At 71.1% G+C, this 22,878-nt stretch carries 21 protein-coding genes; 14 read left to right on the forward strand and 7 right to left on the reverse strand.

Going from position 1 to position 22,878, the window contains the following annotated elements:
• Nucleotides 1-4: 4 nt before the first annotated feature.
• A complete protein-coding gene (locus tag AB0B89_RS06085; RefSeq protein ID WP_358548829.1) occupies nt 5-361 on the reverse strand; it encodes a hypothetical protein in 357 nt (118 codons plus the stop codon).
• Nucleotides 362-440: 79 nt separating this feature from the next.
• Here AB0B89_RS06085 and AB0B89_RS06090 point away from each other — a divergent pair, with 79 nt between their 5' ends.
• Nucleotides 441-752 carry a hypothetical protein gene (locus AB0B89_RS06090; protein ID WP_358548832.1) on the forward strand — a complete coding sequence of 104 codons (312 nt, stop codon included), beginning with the start codon at nt 441-443 and terminating at the stop codon, nt 750-752.
• A 5-nt stretch (nt 753-757) separates the two neighbouring features.
• Here the strand turns inward: AB0B89_RS06090 and AB0B89_RS06095 are convergent, their stop codons facing one another.
• The 5 genes from AB0B89_RS06095 to AB0B89_RS06115 form a co-directional block, all read right to left on the reverse strand.
• On the reverse strand, nt 758-1,462 hold the full coding sequence (locus tag AB0B89_RS06095) for an acetoacetate decarboxylase family protein (protein WP_358548945.1): 705 nt from the start codon (nt 1,460-1,462) through the stop codon (nt 758-760).
• A gap of 90 nt (nt 1,463-1,552) precedes the next feature.
• On the reverse strand, nt 1,553-2,668 hold the full coding sequence (locus AB0B89_RS06100; protein WP_358548835.1) for a glycosyltransferase: 1,116 nt from the start codon (nt 2,666-2,668) through the stop codon (nt 1,553-1,555).
• Nucleotides 2,669-2,770: 102 nt separating this feature from the next.
• Nucleotides 2,771-4,456 carry an acyltransferase family protein gene (locus AB0B89_RS06105; protein WP_358548837.1) on the reverse strand — a complete coding sequence of 562 codons (1,686 nt, stop codon included), beginning with the start codon at nt 4,454-4,456 and terminating at the stop codon, nt 2,771-2,773.
• 222 nt (nt 4,457-4,678) lie between these two features.
• Nucleotides 4,679-6,616 (reverse strand): LCP family protein, encoded by a 1,938-nt coding sequence (locus tag AB0B89_RS06110; RefSeq protein ID WP_358548840.1) that lies wholly within the window; start codon nt 6,614-6,616, stop codon nt 4,679-4,681.
• Nucleotides 6,617-6,762: 146 nt separating this feature from the next.
• The gene (locus tag AB0B89_RS06115) at nt 6,763-8,307 is read right to left on the reverse strand and encodes a hypothetical protein (protein ID WP_358548843.1); all 1,545 of its coding nucleotides are present in this window, start codon (nt 8,305-8,307) and stop codon (nt 6,763-6,765) included.
• A 209-nt stretch (nt 8,308-8,516) separates the two neighbouring features.
• On the opposite strand from AB0B89_RS06115, the gene AB0B89_RS06120 reads away from it, so the two are divergent.
• The 4 genes from AB0B89_RS06120 to AB0B89_RS06135 all read left to right on the forward strand — a co-directional run bounded on the left by AB0B89_RS06120 (nt 8,517) and on the right by AB0B89_RS06135 (nt 13,709).
• A complete protein-coding gene (locus AB0B89_RS06120; RefSeq protein WP_358548845.1) occupies nt 8,517-10,625 on the forward strand; it encodes a hypothetical protein in 2,109 nt (702 codons plus the stop codon).
• A gap of 33 nt (nt 10,626-10,658) precedes the next feature.
• On the forward strand, nt 10,659-11,588 hold the full coding sequence (locus AB0B89_RS06125; RefSeq protein WP_358548847.1) for a permease-like cell division protein FtsX: 930 nt from the start codon (nt 10,659-10,661) through the stop codon (nt 11,586-11,588).
• Nucleotides 11,589-11,737: 149 nt separating this feature from the next.
• Complete coding sequence (locus AB0B89_RS06130) at nt 11,738-12,631, forward strand: glycosyltransferase family 2 protein (RefSeq protein ID WP_358548849.1); 894 nt, start codon at nt 11,738-11,740, stop codon at nt 12,629-12,631.
• A 1-nt stretch (nt 12,632) separates the two neighbouring features.
• Nucleotides 12,633-13,709 (forward strand): glycosyltransferase family 4 protein, encoded by a 1,077-nt coding sequence (locus AB0B89_RS06135; RefSeq protein ID WP_358548851.1) that lies wholly within the window; start codon nt 12,633-12,635, stop codon nt 13,707-13,709.
• Here AB0B89_RS06135 and AB0B89_RS06140 read toward each other — a convergent pair.
• The gene (locus AB0B89_RS06140; RefSeq protein ID WP_358548853.1) at nt 13,664-14,608 is read right to left on the reverse strand and encodes a lysylphosphatidylglycerol synthase domain-containing protein; all 945 of its coding nucleotides are present in this window, start codon (nt 14,606-14,608) and stop codon (nt 13,664-13,666) included. The genes AB0B89_RS06135 and AB0B89_RS06140 overlap by 46 nt on opposite strands.
• Nucleotides 14,609-14,736: 128 nt before the next feature.
• Here AB0B89_RS06140 and AB0B89_RS06145 point away from each other — a divergent pair, with 128 nt between their 5' ends.
• The 9 genes from AB0B89_RS06145 (at nt 14,737) to AB0B89_RS06185 (ending at nt 22,650) form a co-directional block, all read left to right on the forward strand.
• Nucleotides 14,737-15,582 carry a class I SAM-dependent methyltransferase gene (locus AB0B89_RS06145; protein ID WP_358548856.1) on the forward strand — a complete coding sequence of 282 codons (846 nt, stop codon included), beginning with the start codon at nt 14,737-14,739 and terminating at the stop codon, nt 15,580-15,582.
• Nucleotides 15,579-16,502: a lysylphosphatidylglycerol synthase transmembrane domain-containing protein gene (locus AB0B89_RS06150; protein WP_358548859.1), complete on the forward strand. Its 924-nt coding sequence runs from the start codon at nt 15,579-15,581 to the stop codon at nt 16,500-16,502. The genes AB0B89_RS06145 and AB0B89_RS06150 overlap by 4 nt, the downstream gene beginning before the upstream one ends.
• Nucleotides 16,503-16,730: 228 nt before the next feature.
• Nucleotides 16,731-17,858 carry a glycosyltransferase family 1 protein gene (locus AB0B89_RS06155; protein WP_358548862.1) on the forward strand — a complete coding sequence of 376 codons (1,128 nt, stop codon included), beginning with the start codon at nt 16,731-16,733 and terminating at the stop codon, nt 17,856-17,858.
• A gap of 14 nt (nt 17,859-17,872) precedes the next feature.
• Nucleotides 17,873-18,976 carry an NDP-sugar synthase gene (locus tag AB0B89_RS06160; protein ID WP_358548865.1) on the forward strand — a complete coding sequence of 368 codons (1,104 nt, stop codon included), beginning with the start codon at nt 17,873-17,875 and terminating at the stop codon, nt 18,974-18,976.
• Nucleotides 18,977-19,390: 414 nt separating this feature from the next.
• Complete coding sequence (locus tag AB0B89_RS06165; RefSeq protein WP_358548867.1) at nt 19,391-20,605, forward strand: helix-turn-helix domain-containing protein; 1,215 nt, start codon at nt 19,391-19,393, stop codon at nt 20,603-20,605.
• Between the two features lie 192 nt (nt 20,606-20,797).
• Nucleotides 20,798-21,016 carry a hypothetical protein gene (locus AB0B89_RS06170; RefSeq protein ID WP_358548869.1) on the forward strand — a complete coding sequence of 73 codons (219 nt, stop codon included), beginning with the start codon at nt 20,798-20,800 and terminating at the stop codon, nt 21,014-21,016.
• Complete coding sequence (locus AB0B89_RS06175; RefSeq protein ID WP_358548871.1) at nt 21,010-21,270, forward strand: hypothetical protein; 261 nt, start codon at nt 21,010-21,012, stop codon at nt 21,268-21,270. The genes AB0B89_RS06170 and AB0B89_RS06175 overlap by 7 nt, the downstream gene beginning before the upstream one ends.
• Entirely contained in the window at nt 21,267-21,599 is a 333-nt protein-coding gene (locus AB0B89_RS06180; RefSeq protein WP_358548873.1) for a hypothetical protein, read from the forward strand. The genes AB0B89_RS06175 and AB0B89_RS06180 overlap by 4 nt, the downstream gene beginning before the upstream one ends.
• A 127-nt stretch (nt 21,600-21,726) precedes the next feature.
• Complete coding sequence (locus AB0B89_RS06185; RefSeq protein WP_358548876.1) at nt 21,727-22,650, forward strand: DNA-3-methyladenine glycosylase 2 family protein; 924 nt, start codon at nt 21,727-21,729, stop codon at nt 22,648-22,650.
• Nucleotides 22,651-22,878: the final 228 nt, after the last annotated feature.

Genomic DNA, 22,878 nt, shown 5'->3' on the forward strand with positions numbered 1-22,878 from the left:
AGCATCATCCGAAGTAGCTGAACACCATTCGGACGGCCGCGGAAGCACCCGCGCCGGTAGATCGCCCGATCCCGTACGTGCGTGCTCGGAAAGAGCATCTGTCATCGCCGGCATGGCTTACGTGCGGTCCCATCACTTTGGAGAGGAAGCGTTGCCGTGATCGTGCCCAGACCTCTTCCGCGAGACCGAGGCTGAGATCCGTCCATTCGGGCCGCATGATCGCCTGGTAGAAGGTGATGAGCGGTTCCGCGATACGGTAGCGCGTCCGCCCCGACCGGAAGGCATCCTTCTCTTTGGTCAGAAGGCCGCAGTCTTCCAGGACGTTGAGCGGGTGGGCGATGTCGGGTGACTTGCGGCCCACATGACTCGCTATGCCGCCCCAGGTGTTACTTCCCTCCGCCACCGCGGAGAGGACTGAGTGGTAGAGCGCAGGATCGCGAATGTCGGTCTCCTCGGTCGAACTGCTTCGCCTTTTCGGCATGGCGCTCGCCCGGCAGACCGGCTCTCCTGTCGGCTATCCGTTCGCGGACTGGCGGGACGCGCTCACCTTCTTCTTCTCGCTCCCCCGAGACCGCCCGATGCCGCTGGTCATCGACGAGATTCCGTATCTGATGAAAGCCAATCCCGCCATCCCGTCCATCCTCATGCAGGAGATCGATCTGCGCGGCCGTACACATGGAGGACCTCAGCACGCAGTCTGCGGGTGGCCGTGCGAAGACATTCGTGAGCACGCTCGTCCAGGAAGGCGGTGAGTGTCTTAGGAGGGCGGGAGTACCAAGGGGGAGTCGAAGGTCATCGTCAGGTGGGAGACGGTGGTGGTGAGCAGGGCTCGTTTGGGGAGGCCCAGTTCGCTGAGTTCCTTGGCGATGGGGTGGTTGCCGAGCCTGATCAGGGCTCCGCCGGGGCGGGCGCGTACGCCGTGGGGACGCATCGTCCAGCCGGTGTGCCGGGTCACGCCGTCGAGCCGGGAGTAGGCGTCCATCGGGGTGGAGCCACCGACCACGGGCATTCCCGGACGGATCAGCAGGTCGAGGACGAGCCGTCCGTCCTTCCGCAGGACGCAGCGCTTGTACGGCGAGGTGAGGCGGAGGTCGATCTCCGCCAGCTCCTTGGGGAAGCCCCAGATCGTGCGTCCGGCCTCCATGGTGAAGCCCTGGTCCACCGGGAGCCAGTGGATGAACGCCCCGGTGCCGTTCAGGCGGAGGTCCTTCAACCCCGCCAGCACGCCGCGCGTGGGCGGGCGCCCGGCCTCCGGCGGGCGGACCATGAACGCCACACCGAACTCGTTGTAGGAGTCAAGGTCGCTGTCGCCGTAGCGGACGAACGCCAGCGTGCACAGGGCCTTGCCGGGGAGCACCTCGGTGACGTCCAGGTCGGCATAGGCGAGCACGGCCCGGGCGGCGTCGGCTCGCACCAGGTACATCGCGCTGCACAGCGTGGCGTCCCTGACTTCCACGGGCATCCTGACCAAGCGCCCCTGGATGAGATGGCTAGCCATAACCTCAAGTACACCAACCCGGGCCGCAGGGCGCCAGGGCCTGGATTCCAGGGGTCAGGCCGGGACGACGCGGTGGACGGCGGGGGCGGGGACGTGGACGGCCCATTCCTCCAGCCGGGCGACGAAGTCCCGCGCGTGGTCCGGCCAGTGGTAGTGGCCGCGGGCCTCGGCGTACCCACGGGCCGCCATCACGGCCCGCCGCTCGGGGTCGTCCCGCAGGCGGAGTACGGCCTGCGCCGCCGCGTCCACGTCGCCGTAGGGAACGATCATGCCGCAGTCCGCGCGTCCGACGATCGAGGCCGCCAGGGGCAGCGGAGTGGTGATCACGGGAATGCCCCTGGCCATGTACTCGACGACCTTCGTGGGCAGGGACTGCCGGTAGTTGGGCACGTCGTGCAGGAGCGAGAGCCCCGCCAGTGCCCCCTGGGCCATGCGCAGCGCGTGGTCGTTCGGCACGTACCCGAACCAGTCGAGCAGGCCCTCCCGCTGCGCGTCCCGCAGCATCGGGCGCACCGTCGCGTCGGCGGCCCCGATCAGGTCCAGGCGGATCCCGTGCGGGCGGAGCCTGCGGGCCAGCTCCAGCATCTCGGCGACGCCCCTGGCCTCGGAGAGGTGGCCGACGTAGACGAGGCGCCCGGCGCCCGGCGGGGGAGGCGGCGCGGCGGGCACGTACGTGGTGTTCGGGATCACCGGGTGGTTCCCGGTGAAGCGGTCGCGGTAGGCGGCCTCGGCGAGGATCAGGTGCAGGCGGCGCTCCGCCCGCCTCTCGATCCCGTTGATCAGGTGCGGGAGCATCCGGCGCGCGGACTCCGGGAGGTAGGGCTTGGTTTCCAGGGCGCCCACGATGTCCTCGTGTACGTCCCACACGGTCGTGGGACGGCGTCGTGGCAGGGCGAACAGCAGCTCGATGTCGTGGACGAGCAGCAGGTCGGCGTCCCTTGCGCCCTTCCTGAGCGCGCCGCGCGCCGCGTTGAGCGCGTGTCCCCGGCGCAGGCCCACGGCGCGCGGCACGTCGATCGCGCGGATCTCCTGGGGCGGAGTGACGTTGCAATGGGTGAACGGCGCGATGTACGTGACCTCGTGCCCGGCGTCGAGCAACGCGCGGATCTGCCGGTGCATGATCCGCGCGTCCTCCGGGTGGTGGACGATCGTGCCGACACATACCTTCATACGTCGATGCTGGGTGGCGTTCCCTTCCTGCCCGGATGCGCACCGTGAATCAGAACCGAAATGCCGCTTAACATCAGCCCTTCTGGCGGGCGCCGGGTGGCCCTACGAGGAGGGCCTGCGGTAGAGCCAGACCAGGCGCGGCTCCAGCAGCCACTTGAAGGCCGTGCGGGTCTCCGGCAGGCACAGGACGATCGCCAGAGCGAAGCAACTGCTGGTGATCGCCATGACGCCGAGCGGCCCGTGCAGCCACGGGTAGCTCAGCCAGCCCATCTCCTTGGCGATGAGCACGGGCACCCCGTGGAGCAGGTAGCAGTAGAGCGTGCGCGTGCCGAGGTCGGAGAACCACGTGGTCCCGCGCGGCACCAGCGCCAGGACCGCCACGGAGACGGTCAGGGCGGCGACCAGCAGGGCCGCGCGCATGCCCATGCCCATCCACCACGACAGGTGGAGCTCGGCGTAGCTGTCCTTGAAGTAGATCGGCCCGAGCGGCACGCGCTTGGAGATCAGGATCGCCACCCCGGCGGCCCCGACGAGCACCACCGCCGACACGATCTTCACCCAGAGGCGGTTCAGCATGTCGAAGTGGCGGGGCTGGAGCCAGAGGCCGAGCACGAAGAACGGCATCAGGCCGAAGAAGCGGTCCATGCTGAAGTCACCCGGCAGATCGGACAGCCCGGCGAGCAGGTAGACGGCGACCGCGATCGGCAGGGGATAGCGCATGCGCTTCCACACCGGGGTGGAGAGCCGCCAGAGGAGCAGGGCGAGCAGATACCAGTTGAGCCAGGCCGGGTCGATGATCGTCAGGCTCCACTTGTGGCCGAGCGCGAAGCGGAGCGCGGCGTAGCCGATCTCCACGATCACGTACGGCACGAGGAAGGTGTCGACGAGCTTGTTCGTCTTGGCGTTGGAGTTCCAGAAGTTCCTGCTCAGGTAACCGCTGATGAGCACGAACAGCGGCATGTGGAACACGTAGATGAACAGGTAGGCCGACCGGGCCGAGTGCGCCGCGAGCGTGGGCACCAGGGAGTGCCCGGTGACGACCAGCGCGATCAGCACGAACTTCACGTTGTCGAGGTACGGCTCGCGCGGGCGCTTCACCGGCGCGGGCGCGGGGGCCTCCTCGGCCTCGGGAGCGGAGTCGTCCCAGGCGGCCTCGCCGGCTCGCGCGGGCTGCCGGACGCCGGGCTGCCCGGCCCAGGCGGGGGGCGCCCCGTCGAAGGTAGCGGGGGAGGCGTCGGGTATCGGCCGCCGTTCCCAGTACGAGAAGCCGTCGGACGCGGTGCCCTCAGGCCGCTCCTGCGGCCCCGGCGGAGCCTCCCACGCGGGCACGGGCCCCCGGGCGGCGGGCGGCGTCTCACGCGCGGGCGCCTGCGGGACGTCGCGTACGGACGTGCCGCCCGTCGGCTCGTCCCACGTGGGCCTTTCGAAGGTGAACGTCTCTGGGTCGTCGTCGGACGCCGGCGGGCCGGTGTGCTCGCCGGGACGGGCGTGGACGCCCTTCCAGGACTCGTCGCCGGCGTTCGCGGCGTGCTCGGCGACCGGCCACAGGGGCTCCCGGGCGTGCCCGCCGCTGTGAGGCCGCTGCCGGTCCCACGCGCCCGTTGGGGGCTCGGCGTAGTCGGGGACCGGCCAGCGCGCCGTGGGCGCGTCCTCGACGGCGTCGGTGTCCGGGGCGGGGCCGGTCGGTGCCTGTCCTCGTCTGGCGGTGGCCCCGACCTCGTCGGCGTCGGTGGAGACGCCGTCGGTGCGTGGAGCCGGAACCTGGAAGGAGGATCTGGTGTCACTCACGGGGGAAACGCTCAGCCATCTGTCGGGAGACCAGGGGTAGCTTCTGACACTGGAAGGTGCCCTCGAAGGACGGCGGAATGGAGCGTGCGGGCGCGCCTGCCAGGTGATCCACCATAACGCCCTCGTCAGGGATTGTCGCGACGGAGTCAGAAGTTCAACCCTGAGGGAATCATGAGAAACGGCCCGGCCCCACAGGGGAACCGGGCCGTTTCCTTGATCGGCTCAGGTGCTGCAGACGTCCGTCTTGGAGTCGACCACGCGAGCGCTGTCAGGGATGGTGACCGGCACCTTGACACCCTTGAAGTCGGCGCCGATGACCAACTGGATCACCGGGCTGCCGGGTGCGGGAGTGGCGGTGGAAGGCGTGGGCGCCACCGTGGGGGTGAAGGGGGTGATGAGCCCGGCCGTCACCTTGCCGGCGGCGGGGGTGACCTTGGTCAGCAGCTTCGCGACCACAGGGGCGGCGTAGTCGGGTCCCGCGGCCGCGCCCTTGGCGTAGAGCACCATGGTCTGCGGGCGGTCGGTGCCGTCGGGCTTGCGCGCGTCGCCCACCTGGGTCACCTTGAAGCCCTGCGCCGCCAGCGCCTCGGCGACCTCCTTGGCCCTGCCCGCGGTGTTGGTGCCGTTGACCACCTGGATGCGCACCTCGCCCGGCTTGATCGCGGGCTTGGCGGGCGCGGCCGAGCCGGAGGACGCCGCGCTCGGCTTGGCCGTCGGGGTGACCTCGACGTCGGTGCGCAGCGACTCGAACATCTTCCCGGCGTCCGGCTGCTTCCACTGGACGCGGTTCTTGTCGGCGGGGTACGGCTCCCAGGGAACCGTGACGAACTTGACCCCCTTGGCGGTCAGGCTTCGGGCGCTCTGGGCGATCTGGATCAGGGTGTCCACGTCGAGCTGGGGGTCCATGACCACCGACTGGGCGGCGGCTCTGACGAGGTTCAGGAGCTTGGCGGGATCGGTCAGGGTGTCGCCGCTGGTCGCCTTCTTGGCCACCTGCGAGAGGAAGATCTGCTGGCGCTTGATGCGGCTGATGTCGCTGCCGTCACCGAGGGAGTGGCGCGCACGCACGTACGCGAGCGCGGTCTCGCCCTTCACGATCTGCTTGCCCGCCTGGAGGTCGAGCTTGGCCTGCTTGTCGTGGACGGCCTGCGGCACGCAGATCTGGATGCCGCCGAGCGAGTCGACGATGGCCTTGAAGCCGGTGAAGTCGACCTTGATGTAGTGGTCGACACGGATGTTGGTGGTCGCCTCGATCGTGTTGATCGTGCAGGCCATGCCGCCCTCGTTGAACGCCGAGTTGATCATGTCGACGCGGGGGGCGATCGACACCTTCGTACGCGCGTTCTTGCAGCCCGGGATCTGCACCATCGAGTCGCGGGGAAAGCTGATCAGCGTCGCCTTGTCGCGGTTCGGCGAGATGTGCATGAGGATGATCGTGTCGGTGCGCTCGCCCTCGCCGGCCATGTGCTGGCCGTACTTCTTGTTGTCGCCCGCGCGGGAGTCGGACCCGACGAGCAGCACGTTGAGGGCGCCGGTGGAGTTGACGGGCCGGTTGGCGTTGAGGTCGCCGCTGACGTCCTCGGTACGGACGTTGCCGAGCAGGTTGCGGTAGAGCGTGTACCCGGTCAGTGCGATGAGGACCAGCACGGCGGTGAGGGCGATGCTGATGTAGGCCAGGACCCGCTGGCGCCCGGTCTTCGGGTCACCGGGGGCCTTGCCGCCTCGGCGGCGCCCGCGCCGGCCGGGGTCGTCCGGCGGCGGGGGAGGGGGCTCGGCGGGGACGCCCCTGCGGCGGGAGCGCTTCTCCTCGACCGGAGGCGCGCCCTGCGCACCGTAGGCGTCGGGGGGGCCGTAGGACTCCTGAGATCGGTAGGCGTCCGGGGTGCCGTAGGCCTCCCGCACACCGTAGGGATCGCGTGAGTCGTAGGCCTCCGGCGTGCCGTAGGCGTCGCGGGTGCCGTACGGATCCTCCGGGCGCTGGGGGCCCGGGGGCTCCTGCGGGCCCTGGGGGGCGCCCCGGCGGCGGCGGGGACGCTCGGCCTCGGCGGGGGGGAGGCCGCCTGGGGGTTCCGGCGTCCGGCCTCGGCTCGACCTGCGGCCGGGCTGGCCCGGATCCGCACGTTGGTCCCTGACCGTGGCGCCGTGTCGGTGCTCGCTCATTTCGTCATGAGGTTAGGTCACCGGCCCGCTTCTGGGCAGCATGATCGGGTGAATAGGCTCATGATCATGAATACTCCAGAGGGGTCGACACGGCGGCCAAGCTTACCGACAGGAGGATATTTGCAGGAATATCCTAATCCGCTGCTTTACCTGGAATTCACAGAATTCGCAGGTAGTGGGCTGTCTGACCGATCCCTCTTTCCTGCGGTCATGAGTGCGGCGGCCAGGCATGCCAGCGGCACCGCGGGCAGGACGTAGCGGTAGTCGAACTCGGCGGTCGCGGCGGGGATGACCAGCAACGACAGGGACGTCACCCACGGCAGCGTCCACGGCGCCCCCGCAGGCTCTCCCCTGCGCCGGCGTACGGCCGCTCGGGGGACGGCCCCTCGGCGTACGGCTCGGCGTACGGCCGTTCGGCGTACGGCCGCGGCCACGGGAGGCGCCAGCAGGAGCGCCAGGAGCACCGTGCCCGGCAGCCGGACCACGTCCTGGTAGGCCCGCGTCCAGCCCGCGAACGGCTCGGCGACGCGCGTGCCGATGGGACCCCGCTCGTAGCGCACGGCGAACTTCGCGCCGGTGGTGGCGGGCTCGCGGCCGGGCGGGGCGGGGGTCACGGCGGGGAACTCGTAGTGGTCGTAGATCTCCTGGTCGGGGTACACCGGACGGCCCCAGGAGAACGACCGGGCCAGCTCGGACACCACCGAGGCCGCGTAGTCCACCGGCTGGCTGCGCAGGGCCAGGAACGCGAACCGCCCCGCGAGCCGGTCGGTCTCCGCGGTGAAGGTGATGCCCGGCAGGGCGACCAGCGGCGAGCCCGCGGCCCAGACGTACTCCTGCGACGGCGGCCGGCGCGCGGGCGGGGTGCCGTCGCAGAGCACCGCGAGGTCGGGCGGCGGGCGCATGACGCCGCAGTCGGCGAACGACATCGTGCGTGCGTACAGGAAGACGCCGTTGGAGCCCACGATGCCGAACCGGTGGTGCGTCGAGGAGAACCAGGCGGCGTACCCCGCGATCGGCAGCAGGGCCACGACGACGAGCACCCCCACCAGACGCAGCCCCCTGGTCAGTGGAGTGTCCCATCGGCGTGCCGCCATCGCCTGCCGGACCAGCAGCCAGGCCGCCACGACCGCGATCAGCGGCAGCCCCACCGTCCTGGTGAGCGTCGCGGTCGCCAGGAGCAGGCCGGTGGCGCAGGCCGTACGCCAGGTCAACGGCCCCATGGCGACGATGACGGCCGCGACGACCAGGAACATGAACAGCGTGTCCGAGACCAGGAGGTGCTCCAGCTCGACCTGGTAGGCGTCGAGCAGAACCGGCGCGGCGGCCAGCGCGCCCACCCGGCTCCGGCCGCGCAGGCGCAGTACGGCCGCGTAGACGAGCACGCCCGTCGCCAGGCCCAGCAGGTGCTGTACGAGCACCACGAACCCGAAGCTGTGGAAGGGCTCCAGCAGCCGGAGGAACATCGAGTACCCGGCGGGCCGTACGAGGTCGGGCCGGGGTCGCATCGCGGTGACCACGTAGGTGTAGGAGTCGGGGAACCAGAGCGCGGGCCGATAACCGATCATCGCCACCACCCGCAGCACCGCCCCGGCCGACAGCACCGCGACGAACCACCGATGCCGCCCGGCCAGGGCACGTAGGCCCCCACCGGCCCGCGGAGCCGGGGGGAACACCCCGATCAGTTCACGCATGCCGCCACCGCTCGACAGCGCCGACGATGAACCGCCCGGCCGTTTCGCACAGGCTGCCGCCGGTCCGCGTGACGCGGTCCCACCCGGCAGCCACCACTCCATACCCCCACACACGAACGATCCACGAGGTCGGGCCGTACGCTACCCGGTCCGACAGGACGTGCCCGCATCCACGCGGAGCGTTCCTGAGACTAGGCTCGCGCACACAGATGGACGGAACCTGGCTCGATCACTCGCGATGGCCGTCGGCTGGCCGGGTGCTCGCCGCGGTGTCGATCATGCCCGCCCTCGCCCTGGCGGGCTGGCTGCTCGCGGGGCTGCCCCTGCTCCTGCTCGGCTGGTTCCGCCCGCTGCCCATGCTGCTGCTCGGCGGAGCGCTCGCGGTCGCCCTGTGCGTGTACGGCGCGCGTCTCGCCCGCGAGGACGAGGCGGCCGACGCCACCGCCTGGCACGTCACCGCCACCTGCGGCATCGCCGCCGCCTCGGCCGTCTTCAACGGCCTGTTCCACAGCGAGCAGCTCGTCATCCGCAGGGATCCCGCCACCTACGCCCAGTACGCCGTCTGGCTGGCCGATCACGGATCCCTGCCGATCCCGTACGGCACGGCGGCGTTCGGCGGAGGCGATCCGGCGCTGGTCCCCCGCAGCGTGGGGGTCTACGACCACGGCGGCGCGATCGTGCCGCAGTTCATGCCGGGCGCGCCGATCGTCCAGGCCATCGGGCACTGGATCGGAGGGGTCTCCGGCCTGCTGCTGACGCCCCCGGTGCTCGGCGCCCTGGCCGTGCTGACCGTCGCCGGCGTCGTCGCCCGGCTGGTCGGGGCGCGCTGGGCCCCGCTCGCCGCGCTGGCCTTCGCGGTCGCGCTGCCGATCCTCTACACCTCGCGCACCACGTTCAGCGAGATCCCGTCGCTGATTCTGATCTTCGGGGGCATCGCCCTCACCGTCGACGCACGCGCCCGCCCGCGCGCGGCGGCGCTCGCCGGGCTCGTCTTCGGCCTGGCCGTCCTGGTGCGCATCGACGGGCTCAGGGACGTGCTTCCCGTGTTGGCCTACGCCGGGCTGCTGATCGCGCTGCGCCGCGGGCGCGGCCGGGGCGAGAGGTACGCGCGCATGGGACTGCCGCTCCTCGGGGGCCTGGCCGTGGGCGTGGGGCTCGGCTTCGTCGCGGCCTACTTCCTGGCCAGGCCCTATCTCGGCTACCTGTCCGACTCCCTCGTCCCGCTGCTCGCCATCTGCGCGGTCGTCCTCGCGGCCACGGCGGCGGGCGCGGTCCTCGGGCCGAAGATCATCCCGATCGGGTGGAAGGCGGTGCGCACGGGGAGGGCGGCGCGATGGCTGCCCGAGCTGGCGGCGGGTCTGGTGGTCCTCGTGGCGCTCGGCCTGGCCGTACGTCCCTGGGTGCAGACCGTCCATCGGGTGGCGAGGGCCGAGGGCGACGTGCTCAACGCGCAGTTCATCATGATGACGCAGCTCGCCAACGGGCTGCCGCCCGATCCGAGCCGTCTTTATTACGAGAACTCCCTCTATTGGGTGATCTGGTACGTCGGCGTCCCGGTCGTCGTGCTCGCCACGCTGGCGGCGGCCGTGCTGGCGCGGCGCATGGCGCGGGGCAGGGGGTTCGTCTGGCTGCTGCCGCTGGCGATCATCGCGTGGACGACCGTCACCACGCTCTGGCGTCCCGCCATCACGCCCGACCATCCTTTCGCGTCGCGGCGGCTCGTACCGGTGATCGTCCCCGGCCTGATCCTGCTGGCGGTCTGGGGGCTGCGCTGGATGCGGGCGAGGGCGCGGCAGGCCGGGTACGGCTGGCGCGTCCAGCGCTCGCTGCTCGCGGCGGGCGGTGCGCTGGTGGTACTCCCCGCCGTGGTGACCTCGATCGGGACGGCGTTCACACCCGTCGAGCGCGGGGAGTCGGCGGCGGTCGCGAGGTTGTGCGCCGCGCTGCCCCGCGACGCCTCGGTGCTGATCGTCGAGCGCGTCACCGGCGACCGGTTCACCCAGGTCGTACGCGGCATGTGCGGCCTGCCGGTATCCCAGGTCCGCCTGTCGGGTGATGTCGGCGCCGCCGCGGGCCGCGACGCCGACATCACCGTCGCGGCCCCAGCCGACGTGAGGCGCCTGGCCGAGCGCATCCGTTCCGCCGGCCGCCGCCCGGTCGTCCTCGCGGCCCAGCCTGCCCAGCTCGCGCCGTACGGCCCGGCCACCCAGGTCGTGCGACTCCGCACCCGCCAGGACGAGCGCTCCCTGGTCGACCCCCCGAACGGCACGTGGTCCCTGAGCATCGACGTCTGGATGGCCCTCCCCCCACCGAGTTGACCTTGAACTCCGCCGGTCGCGAGAGTGGTCCTCATGGACGCGCTCGCGAGCTCGCATTCGGCCGAGGAACTGTCGTTCGGAGGCGACCCCGACCGGGATCCGTGGTTACGGGCCTGGATATCGGCCCACCGCAGGCTGCTGGCCGTGTGCACGGCCGTGCTCGTCGTGCTGGGACTGGCAGGAGGCGGTGGCTGGTACCTGTACGACCGCTCACGCAGGCCCCTGCCGCCGCCGGACGGGCCCTGGCCCGAACACCTGGGCTTCACGGTCGGCCTTTGCGGCAAGTGGTCACCATCCCCCGCATGCACGCCGGCGGCTGAACTGGCCGCCAAGAAGCCGTCTGGCATCGAGGCCGCGCTGCGGGCCGTTCCCGAGATCGCCACGATCCGGTTCTCCGAGGAGAGGTTCGTCTCTCGCGGCGACCCGAACAAGTCCCTCTGGATTTCACGTGTCATCAGTGGGATGGGCGACGCGTCCGACCAGACCTCCTACGTCAGCCCGGCGAACTTCGAAGGGACGGTGCGCACCCGCGACTACGCTCGCGTGGCCGCGCGGGTGAGGTCCATCGAAGGGGTGAGTTACGTCTGGTCCCAGGCCATGTTCTGGGAGGGCAAGGCCGACGTGGCGATCGACCTGTGTGCGAAGGGCCCGGGGCTGGTGTGCGGCGGCATCGACGACCGATCGGTGACCGAGCCGCAGAAGCGGGCCATCGTCGACCGGCTCTGGGACATCCCCGGGGTGGAGAAGATCTACTTCGAGGACCACGCCCACGTGAGGAAGATCCGCGAGCACTATGCCTCCGGAGACGCGGACGCCTCGGACGACCCGGCCATCGTCAGCGCGGACGACATGAGAGAGTCGCTGTACGTCAAGCTCACCGACCGCCGGGCCGTCGAGGTCGTCGGCGAGTCGATCAAGGACATGCCGGGGGTCCGGGTCGTCCGCAGGGTCGGAGCCGAGTGATCGGCGGCCGGGCGAGACGTACGGCGCGGAGTAGGGGCCGGGTGGGTGGGAAGAGGCCCAGGTGAGGATGAGGTGGATTCGAAGGCGGGCTCGGCACTGTATCCTCGCCCGACGTGAGTGTGACCGAGACGCCTGAGACTGGATCCGCCGTGGAAGCGAAGCCGTACGTCACGATCGTCCTGCCCTGTTACAACGAGCAGGACCACGTCATCGAAGAGGTCGAGCGTATCTGCGGCGCCATGGACGTCAGCGGTTACACCTACGAGCTGGTCGCCGTGGACGACCATTCCACCGACGAGACGCTCGCCCGCCTCCAGGAGGCCGCGCCCCGGTTTCCGAGCATGCGCATCGTGGCGTTCCACCGCAACGGCGGCTCGGGCACGGTGCGGCGCATCGGCACGCAGGACGCGCTCGGCGAGATCGTCGTGTGGACCGACGCCGACATGACCTACCCCAACGAGCGCATCCCCGAGCTCGTGCAGCTCCTGGAGAAGGACCCGACGATCGACCAGGTCGTCGGCGCGCGCACCAGCGAGCAGGGCTCCCACAAGGTCCTCCGGGTGCCGGCCAAGTGGTTCATCCGCAAGGTGGCCGAGCGCCTGGCCGGTCAGGAGATCCCCGACCTGAACTCCGGCCTGCGGGCCTTCAGGAAGTCGGTCTCCCTGCCCTATCTGCGCCTGCTGCCCCCCGGCTTCTCCTGCGTGACGACGATCACCCTGGCGTTCCTGTCGAACCAGCACGACGTGCACTACATGCCCATCGAGTACAGCAAGCGGGCGGGCAAGTCGAAGTTCAGCTTCATCTCCGACGCCTACCGCTACATCCTGCAGGTGCTGCGGATGGTGATGTACTTCAACCCGCTCAAGGTGCTCATGCCGCCCGCGATCTGGCTGGTCGTGATCGGTCTGGGCAAGGGCGTCGTCGACATGTTCCGGCACCCGTTCTACTTCCCGGCGAGCACGGTGATGCTCGTCCTGTCCGGGCTGATCATCGGATCGCTGGCCCTCCTGGCCGACCTGATCGTCCGGTCCCGGGGCGCCTGACGTGCGGGTCGCGATCGTCGGGCCCGCCTACCCGTACAAGGGCGGCGGGGCGCAGCACACCACGGAGCTGGCGCACCGGCTGGCGGCCCTGGGCCACGACGTCGTGATCGAGTCCTGGCGCGCGCAGTACCCCTCGTTCCTGTATCCCGGGCAGCAGACCATCTCGGCGCCCGAGGGGCGGCCGTTCCCTGGCATCCGGCGCGACCTCGACTGGCGGCGCCCCGACGGCTGGCTCCGCTGCGGGCGCCGGCTGCGCGGCGCCGACCTCGCCGTGCTGACCCTGTTGAGCCCCGTGCAGGTGCCCGCCTACCTGGGCATCCTGTACGGGCTGCGCCGCAGGACCCCCGTGGTCGCGCTCTGCCACAACGTGCTGCCGCACGAGCGCAAGCCGTACGACGCGCCGCTGGTGAAGGCGCTGCTGCGGCGGGCCGACCGGGTGCTCGCGCACTCCGAGGAGCAGGCGGGGCTCGCCCGCGACCTGGCGCCCGCGCCGGTCCGCGTCGCCGCGCTGCCGCCGCACCTGCCCACGAAGGCCGAGGCCAGGTCCGGTGGAGGGGTGCGGCACAGGCTGCTGTTCTTCGGCATGGTCCGGCCTTACAAGGGGCTCGACCTGCTGCTGCGCGCGCTGGCACCCGTCCCGGGGGTCTCGCTCACGGTCGCCGGTGAGTTCTGGGGCGGCCTGGACGAGACGCGCGCCCTGATCAAGGAGCTGGGCCTGGGCGAGCGGGTCGAGCTGCGACCGGGGTACGTCCCCGCCGGTGACCTGCCCGCGTTGTTCGCCGGGGCCGACGCCCTCGTGCTTCCCTACCGGAGCGCCACGGCCAGCCAGAACGCCTGGCTCGGCCACGAGCACGGCCTCCCGGTCATCGCCACCCGCGTGGGGGCACTGGCCGACCACGTCACCGACGGGGTCGACGGGCTGCTCGTCGAGCCCGGCTCCGTCGGCGCGCTCACCGAGGCGATCACCCGGTTCTACGCGGACGGCGAGCCCGAGCGGCTGCGCCAGGGCGTGAAGGCCGTGGACCCCGACCCCTACTGGTCGGCGTACGCCGAGGCCCTGCTCTCCTCGGAGGCATGACCGCGCGCCAGCAGGAAGCCCAGCCCGGCCCACAGGACGTCGGAGAGGGTGAAGGCCAGCCGTGACACGATCGCGATGACCAGCGCGCGCGGCGCGTCAAGGACGGGCGCGAGCACCAGCACCATGGCGCCCTCGCGGACCCCGATGCCGGCCGGGACGATCACGGTGAGCAGGCCCGTCACCCACGCGAGCGCGTACGCCCCGGCGGCGACGGCGAACAGCGACGGGCCGCCGGGACGCATGTCGGTGAGCAGCAGCCAGATGTGCACGCCGTAGAACAGCCAGCCGATCATCGTCCACGCGGTCGCGACCAGCATCGCCGACCCCGGCAGCACCCGGTCGAGCGGCTCCTTCCTGGCGATCCTCAGCACGAGGTTGAGCCCGAAGGTCAGCACCCGGGGATGCAGGCCCACGACGATGAGCGGGATCAGCAGCAGCAGGTACCAGGTCTGCCTGGCCACGGCCTGCGAGGTCAGCGGCAGCGTCACCGCAGCGAGCGCCAGCGCGCAGCCGAGCGAGGTCACAAGGGCCACCACCGTCGCGCCGAACGTGCGGCGGGGCGGGGAGCCGTGGTCGCGGGCCAGTTCCATCATCGCCGCGAACGCCCACACAGAGCCGGGGACGTACTTGCCGAGCTGCCCCATGAACAGGACCTTGGCGGCGACGCGCGACGGCAGCGGGGAGCCGAACCCGGCCAGCACGGCCCGCCAGGCAAGCAGCATGAACCCGAGGCCGGCGAGGACGGCGGCGAGGGACCCGGCCACCGTCCACCACGACAGCCTGCCGAGAGCGGCCACGGAGTCGTTCCAGTTCCTGGACAGCCCGTACGTGAGGAAAGCCAGGGCGACGAGCGCCAGACCCACCCGGAGCAGGGGACTCGATCGCAGGCGGCTCAGCATCCGCCCAGCGTACGATCACTCGTTACCAGCCGGTAGGTCCTCTCCCGCATCGTTACCCCATGCGGAGCCGTTCATGGTCGACACATAGGACCGGAGCCCGCACCGCGAACCCACTACTCTTGGGCGGCGTGGGTAAGGAACGCGTGGCGCAGCTTGAGTACTCCGAGCTCCAGACCGCGATGCTGGACGAGGCCAAGCGACGCCGCAAGGCCGCCAAGATCATCGCTGTGCTCGCGCACTTCCTGGGCCGTGATCCGGGTTCCCCCGTGCTCGACGGGCTGACCGTCGCCGACATCGGATGCTCGGCCGGGTTCATCGCCGACGAGCTGGCCTCCGCGGGCGCGCGCCGGGCCTTCGGGGTGGACATCGACGTCCCTGGCCTGCGCAGGGCGGCCGAGCGGTTCGGCAAGAGGGTCGAGTTCGTGTGCGCCGACGGCACCGCGCTGCCCTTCCCCGACGGGTCGCTGGACGTGCTGGTCTTCAACCACATCTACGAGCACGTGGTCGACCCCGACGCCGTGGTCAAGGAGATGCACCGGGTGCTCGCCGACGACGGCGTGCTGTACCTCGGCCTCGGAAACCGGCTCGGCGTGATGGAGCCGCACTACAAGCTGCCGTTCCTGTCGTACCTGCCGCCGTCGCTGGCCGATCGCTACGTCCGCGCGTCCGGCCGGGCCGACCACTACTACGAGCGCTTCCGCACGAGGGGCGGGCTGCGCCGCATGCTCGGGGACTTCCACGTCTGGGACTACTCGTTCCCCGTGCTCGCCTCGCCGGAGCGGTTCGCCGGCACCGAGCTGTTCCCCGGCGCCGTCGGGCGCGCCGCCCAGGGCACGCTGGCGAGGACGCCTCGCACGGCGCTGCGGGCGCTGCTGCCGGTCGTCCCGACCTACCTTTGGGTGGCGACCAAGACGCCCCGCGGGCCCCTCGGCCCCGCCCTCCCGCGGCCTCCCGAGCACGTACGCACGCCGTGACGCGCAAGAAGCTGGTCAGGTTCGCGTTCCTGCTGGTCGCGCTGGGGTTCGGGGCGTGGGCGATCGCGGGGCGGTGGACCCAGGTGGCCGACGGCTTCACCAGGCTCTCCTGGCCGCTGCTGGCCGGGTCCCTGGTCGCGGTGCTGGCGGCGCTGACGGCGGGGATGATGATGTGGCGGGCGCTGCTGGCCGATCTCGGCTCGCCGCTGCGGTTCACCGACGCGGCCAAGGTGTTCTTCGTGGGCCAGCTCGGCAAGTACATCCCCGGGTCGCTCTGGCCCGTGCTCGCCCAGATGGAGATGGGCAAGGACCTCGGCGTCCCCCGACCCCGCAGTGCAGCCGCCTTTTTCCTGACATATCCGATCTATCTGGTCAGTGGTCTCGCGGTGGCCCTCGTGACCCTGCCCGCGTTCGCCGGCGACTCGGTGGCGCGCTACGCGTGGCTGCTCCTGCTGCTGCCCCTGCTGGTCGCCGGCCTCCATCCCCGCGTCGTCAACACCGTCCTCGGATTCGGGCTCAAGCTGATCAAACGCCCCCCGCTGGAGCGCCCGCTGACCCGCAGGGGTGTGCTCACCTCGGTCGGATGGGCCTTCGCGGGCTGGGCGGCGTACGGGGTACACCTCGCGCTGATCGCCGCCGGGCTGGGCGCGTCAGGGCCGAGGGCCCTGGTGCTGTCCCTCGGGGCGTTCGCGCTCGCCTGGTGCCTGGGGTTCGTCGTCTTCGTCGCTCCCGCCGGGGCCGGAGTGCGCGAGGTGGCCATGGTGGCGGCGCTGGCGCCTGTGCTCGACGGGGGCTCGGCGATCGCGGCGGCGCTGTGCTCGCGCCTGGTCGTGTCGGCAGGGGACCTCGTCTGCGCCGGGCTCGCCGGCCTGGCCGCGCGCCGCGCCGAGACGGTGCCGGCGGCGGCTCGGAACGACTGATGTTTCCCCATTGGTCGCCGGCGAGAAGGATGAAATGGCCTGTGATTTCTCTCACGGATTTGGGGAGCCCCGCAATAGAGTGAAGTCGATGGGGATCGGCGGCGACGGTGCCGGCGGCAGCCGGTGGGACATTTCAGTGACCCTGCCGGTTCGCACGAGCAGGCGGCCTTCGCCCGCATCTGGTCTCCGTCCCTGACCGGCCCGGAGACCCGAGAGGAGCGATCGCTCTTGACGCCCCGAGTGCTCGTCGACGCCGCAGCCGTTCCCGCGGATCGCGGGGCCCTGATCCGCTATGTCGACGGGCTCCTTGCCGCGCTCGACCGGGCGGGCGCCGATCTCGCGGTCGTCTGCCAGCGGGCCGACGCCGAGCGGTACGGCAAGATCGCCCCCTCCGCCCGCGTCATCCCCGGGCCTCCGGCGATCTCCAGCAGGGGCACCCGGCTGGTCTGGGAACAGACCGGCATACCGGTGCTGGCCCGCCAGGTCGGGGCGCAGGTCATCCACGCCCCCTTCTACTCGATCCCGTTGCACACCGGGATTCCCACGGTGGCCACCGTGCACGACGTGACGTGGTTCACCGAGCCCGAGCAGCACAACACCGTCAGGGCGTCGTTCTTCCGCGCCGCCACGCGTACGGCGGTCCGCAACGCGACGCGCGTCATCGTGCCGTCCAAGGCCACCCGCGACGAGCTCGTACGGGTGCTCGCGGCCGACCCGACGCGCATCGACGTCGCCTACCACGGGGTCGACACCGGGCTGTTCCACCAGCCGTCCGAGCAGGAGATCAAGAGGACGGCCGGCCGCCTCGGCCTGCACGGCCGTCCCTATGTCGCCTTTCTCGGTGCCTTCGAGCCCCGCAAGAACGTCCCGAACCTCGTCAAGGGGTTCGGCCAGGCCGTCAGCGACCTGCCGTCGCCGCCCGCCCTGGTGCTGGCCAGCGGAGCCGGCTGGAACGACGAGGTGAACGCCGCGATCAGCGAGCTTCCCGTCACCGTGCGGGTCGTCCGCCCCGGCTACCTCTCCTTCGCCGACCTGCCGGGCTTCCTCGGCGGCGCCGTCGTGGTGGCGTTCCCCTCGCGCGGCGAGGGGTTCGGCCTGCCCGTCCTGGAGGCCATGGCCTGCGGCGCGCCGGTGCTCACGACCCACCGCACGTCCCTGCCCGAGGTGGGCGGTGAGGCCGTCGCCTACACCGAGCCGGACGCCGAGAGCATCCGAGACGCCCTGAAATCGTTGCTGGAGTCGCCGGAGCGGCGCGCGTCGCTCTCCGCCTCCGGTATCGCCCGTTCACGGGAGTTCACGTGGGATGCGTCGGCTGAGGCTCATATGGTGTCCTATCAACGTGCGGTCGATCAGTGAGCTAGCCTCACGGTGTGACGGAGAGCTACTCGCCGGAGTCGGCGCACCTTGAGGCGATTCTCCTTGTGGGCGGGCAGGGCACCAGGCTCCGCCCCCTGACCTTGAGCACTCCGAAGCCGTTGCTCCCGACGGCCGGTGTCCCGTTCCTCGCCCACCAGCTGGCGAGGGCCAGGTCGTTCGGCGTGCGCCGGGTCGTCTTCGCGACCTCCTACCGCGCCTCGATGTTCGCCGACGTCTTCGGCGACGGTTCGGCGTTCGGCCTCTCGCTCGAATACATGACCGAGGAGAGCCCGCTCGGCACGGGCGGGGCGATCCGGAACGCCGCCGAGGCGCTGACCTGCGGATCCGACGCGCCGGTGCTCGTGCTCAACGGCGACATCCTGTCCGGTCACGACATCTCCGAGCAGGTCGGGCTGCACGTCTCGCGCGGGGCGGCCGTCACGCTCCACCTGACCGAGGTGGACGACCCGTCGAGGTTCGGATGCGTGCCGAGCGACGCGGACGGCCGGGTCACGGCCTTCCTGGAGAAGACCCCGAACCCCGTGACGAACCGCATCAACGCCGGGTGCTACGTGTTCCAGCGGTCGTTCATCGACCAGATCCCGGCGGGCCAGGTGGTCTCCGTCGAGCGCGAGACCTTCCCCGGCCTGATCGCCTCCGGCGAGCTGGTGCTCGGGTACGCCGACCGGTCCTACTGGCTGGATGTGGGTACCCCCGCGGCCTTCGTCCAGGGGTCGTGCGATCTGGTGCTGGGCCGCCTGGCGTCTCCGGCGCTTCCCGGTCCCTGCGGGGAGTTCCTCGCGCTGCCGGAGTCCAGGGTCTCGCCGAACGCCAAGGTCGCCGGTGGCACGGTGGTCGGCCCCCGGGCCGTCGTGGAGTCCGACGCCTCCGTCCGGGGGAGCGTGCTGTACGCCGACTGCGTGGTGGAGTCCGGTGCCACGGTGGTCGAGTCGGTGGTGGGCGTGGGCGCCCGCATCTGCTCGGGGGCGGTGCTGAGGAACGCCGTGATCGGTGACGGCGCGGTCGTCGGCCCCGGCAACGAGCTGCTGGCCGGCGCCCGCGTCTGGCCCGGCGTGACGCTGCCCACGCGCGCGGTCCGCTTCTCCAGCGACATCTGACCGCACGAGCGGTCCGGGCGGACTACCGCTGCACGGGCGGTCCGGGCAGACCATCGACGCCGACCGTTCGCTGATCGCGTTCCTCCCGGACTGGCTGGAGGCGGTTACGCTGCCGCTGATCCCCACCGGCCTGGCGTACCGGGCTCGCCATACTCCCCGGCCGGACCTGCCAGCCTCGCAGCACTAGACCGACGCCACCGGGAAAGAGACAGGACTCATGGAGGACTCAGTGAGCCCTCACCGGCGCGCGGCAGTCTCGGCCACGGTTGCCTCGCGACCGGAGGGTGTCATCCGTGACACCGTCAATCTGACGGGCTCAAAAACTCTGCGATCCTGGCACGAGAAAAGCCCTGCGCCTAGCCTGAAGTTGCGACGCTCCAGGAAAGGCCAGGGCTTATGAATCACCGTAGCACCATGGACCTACGTCCAGAGATGTCCATCGGCGAGCGACTCGCGGTCGCACGGCGCTATCGCGGGCTCAACCAAGAGGTCCTCGCCGAGCGGGCCGGCGTGCATGTCGACACCATCCGCAAGCTGGAGCAGGGTCAGCGCCATTCCGCGCGCCTCTCAACCATCAACGCGCTGGCGAACGCCCTGGGCGTGGACACCTCGGCGCTACTACTGGGCATCGACCAGGAGCAGGACCGGGAGAACCCGCGACTGCTCGCACTGCGCCAGTCCCTCCTGCCGGTCAGCGACTTTCTGCCCTCGACCGACGATGACGAAGAGGACACCCCGCCCGGCGTCGGCGCTCTACGCCGCTCCGTCGAAGACGCGTGGGGCAGTTACCACCGCGGCGAGTTCACCGCCTTGGCCGAGGTCGTGCCCCGACTGCTGACGGAAGCGCGCATAGCGGTCCGGGAGCACACCAACGGCGAAGCCCAAGAGGCCAGCGCCGTACTGGCGAAGACGTGCCAGCTCGGCGCGCACGTCCTCGCCCGGATGCAGATGGACGACCTCGCACTCCTCGGGCTGGACCGGGCGCGCACCGCCGCCCAAGGGTCGGGTGATCCGCTGCTGCCCGCGATGATCGCCAACAGCGTTGCCTGGATCTTCATGCGCACGGGCAGACTGGGCGACTCCGAGCACGTCGCCATCGCCTCGGCCGACTCGATCGAGCCGAGGTTCCGCTCATCCTCGGCGGGGCATGTCGCGGTGTACGGCGGGCTACTGCTGTCGGCCGCAGCCGCCGACGCCCGGCATCGCCGATATGACGCTGCCCGGGAACTGCTGAACGTCGCTCAGGCTGCGGCACAGCGCGTCGGGGATGACTCCACCGACCGATGGACCAGCGTGTTCGGACCCACATCCGTGGCCATGCAAGCCGTGGCGGTCGAGACGGCCGCAGGCGAATGGGGTACGGCGCTACAACTAGCCCGCCGCGTGCCCATGACCGGCAAGACCCCTGACTCCTGGAAGGCATGGTTCCTGCTCGACGTCGCTCAGGCGCAGATGGAGACCTACCGCGACAACGACGCCACCGAAACCCTCCGCGCGGTCCGGCGGGCTGCGCCGGAGTGGCTGCGTCGCGCCGGCCTGGCCAAGGTCGTGGTTCGCGAACTGCTGGGGAGGCCCACCCCGCCGCGTGGCATCCACGCGTTGGCCGATTTCGTGGGGGTCGCGCACTAATCGCGACGTGACAGCACTGCTGCGAGTAGTGGGTTTCGTCCCTGTGACGGCGATCAAGGCGGCCCTACCGTCGTAGGCGTGACTCTGCGCGATGGGGCCGTCACGCGAGTGCGGCTCTGCGCTAAAGCGGGGACCCGCAGGCGCGGTCACGCCGTACGGGTCCCCTTGGCCGCACGCTGGAGGTGCAACCCAATGGGAAAGCCTACGGGCAGCGACGAAAACCCCGCGATCGTCGGGTGGTCCGTCTTCAAGTCGGATAAAGGACGATTTTGGGCGAGCAGGCACCGCCCCTACGAGCCCGCCGCCGAGAAGGCCGGCGCGTGGCGCACCGTCGACGGGGACGACCTCGCCCAGGTCTGCATGGCCATCGCCGAACAGGAGGCCCTCGCCACGGTGGCGACCGGATGGTGACGCCGTCACGCGTCGAACGCCAGCTCGCTGTGCTCAACCAGGACAACCCGGCCTGGAGGATCACAAGACCCCTACGCCCGGACGGCAGCTCGATGGGCTGGTGGGCCTTCCGGCGTGTCCCGCTGACCCCCTCTGAGCGGTGCGCGGGCCTGGTCCCGAGCATCGCCCGGGGTGACGTCGTAGCGCTGGCCATGGAGCTGGCGGCGCAGGACGACATCGCGCACCGGGCGCGGTACTCGGCGGGCGCGCCGTGAGCGAGCGCCTGGAGACGTACCTGAGCGCCTTCCAGGGCAACGCCGACCACGGGGTGCACATCCCCCGGTGGCGGGGCACAGGCGGAGCGGACCGGGTCACCTGGTTTCCCGCATGGAGCGGGGAGGAGCGCACCCGGGTGCTGCGCTGGACGTGCGAATGCCGGCTCAGGGTGTACTACCTGGTGACCGGCGGCGGGCGGGCGTGGGTACGCCGCAAAGCCCGAGCCGCGCCCATCAGCGATCAGGTGAAGACGAGCGACACCGAGCGCATGCGATACCCGGACGCCGAGATGCTGTGGGAACGGATCCTGCTCGGACGCGCCCGATAGACCGGCGCGGCGGGCCTGAGCCGTGCGGGCGGGGTCCGCCGCGTTCTCCCTCCACATAGAACAGGAGACCGTTCTCGGCCGACGACCACCGTACGCGCGGGAGCCGGGGCGCCCATAGCCTGGCAGCGTGCGAGAACGCTGGTGGCGCCCGGGCCGGGCCCTCGACGTGGAGCCGACGATGGCGCCGCATCGCCGGGGGAGCGGCGACCCCGCCTGGCAGCTCGCACCCGACAGGGCGATCTGGCGCACCTGCCGCACGCCCGAGGGGGCGGGCACGCTCCGGGTCACGGTCCGGCCGGGCGAGGCTGTCGTCGTCGCCCAGGCGTGGGGCCGGGGGGCCGAGTGGATGCTGGAGACCCTGCCGGAGCTCCTCGGCGCGCAGGACGAGATCTCCGGCTTCCAGGGGCTGATCGAGCGGCTGGGGCCTGACGGCCACCCGCTGATCAGGGAGCTGGCCACGCGGTACGGCGGGTTGCGCGTCGGCCGTACGCTGCGGGTGTTCGAGGCGCTGGTGCCGGCGGTGCTGGAGCAGAAGGTCGTCGGCCGGGAGGCGTGGCGGGCGTGGCGGTGGCTCCTGCGGACGTACGGCGAGCCCGCGCCGGGCCCGGCTCCCGCGACCATGCGGGTCTTCCCCGAGCCCGAGGTGTGGCGGAAGGTCCCCTCGTGGGACTGGCACCGCGCGGGGGCGGAGGCCGTACGGGCCAGGACGATCGTGAACGCGGCCCTGCACGCCGAGAGACTGGAGGCGTCCGGGCCGGCGGAGGCGGACAGGTTGTTACGGGCGCTGCCCGGCATCGGGGTGTGGACGTCGGCGGAGACGCGGCAGCGCGCCCACGGTGACCCGGACGCCGTCTCGGTCGGTGACTACCACCTGCCGTCGCTGGTCGGGTGGTCGCTGACCGGCAGGAAGACCGACGACGCCGGGATGCTGGAGTTGCTCGCTCCCTACCGGGGGCACCGCCACAGGATCATCCGCCTGCTGGAACTCGGCGGGCGCAGGCCACCGGCGCGCGGCCCTCGGATGGCCGTTCGCGACTATCGAGCCTTCTGACCGGCGGACCCTCGGGGTACGAGCGCCGCTCGTCGGGCGCCTGCGGCGTGCTTGACTTCCAGTCGCGGCCGTCGCGCGTGTCGGCGCCGAAGAGCGGGGCGAGCAGGGCCGCCGCGACGATGAAGGCGAGGACCAACCAGGACATCGGAGTCTCCTTTTGGAGGATCGCGGAGGAGTGACTCTGTAAGTGTGTTCCCGCGCATATGTTTACGTCTATCGAGAATTCGT

Source organism: Sphaerisporangium sp. NPDC049002 (assembly GCF_040649355.1).
Classification (GTDB): Bacteria; Actinomycetota; Actinomycetes; order Streptosporangiales; family Streptosporangiaceae; genus Sphaerisporangium.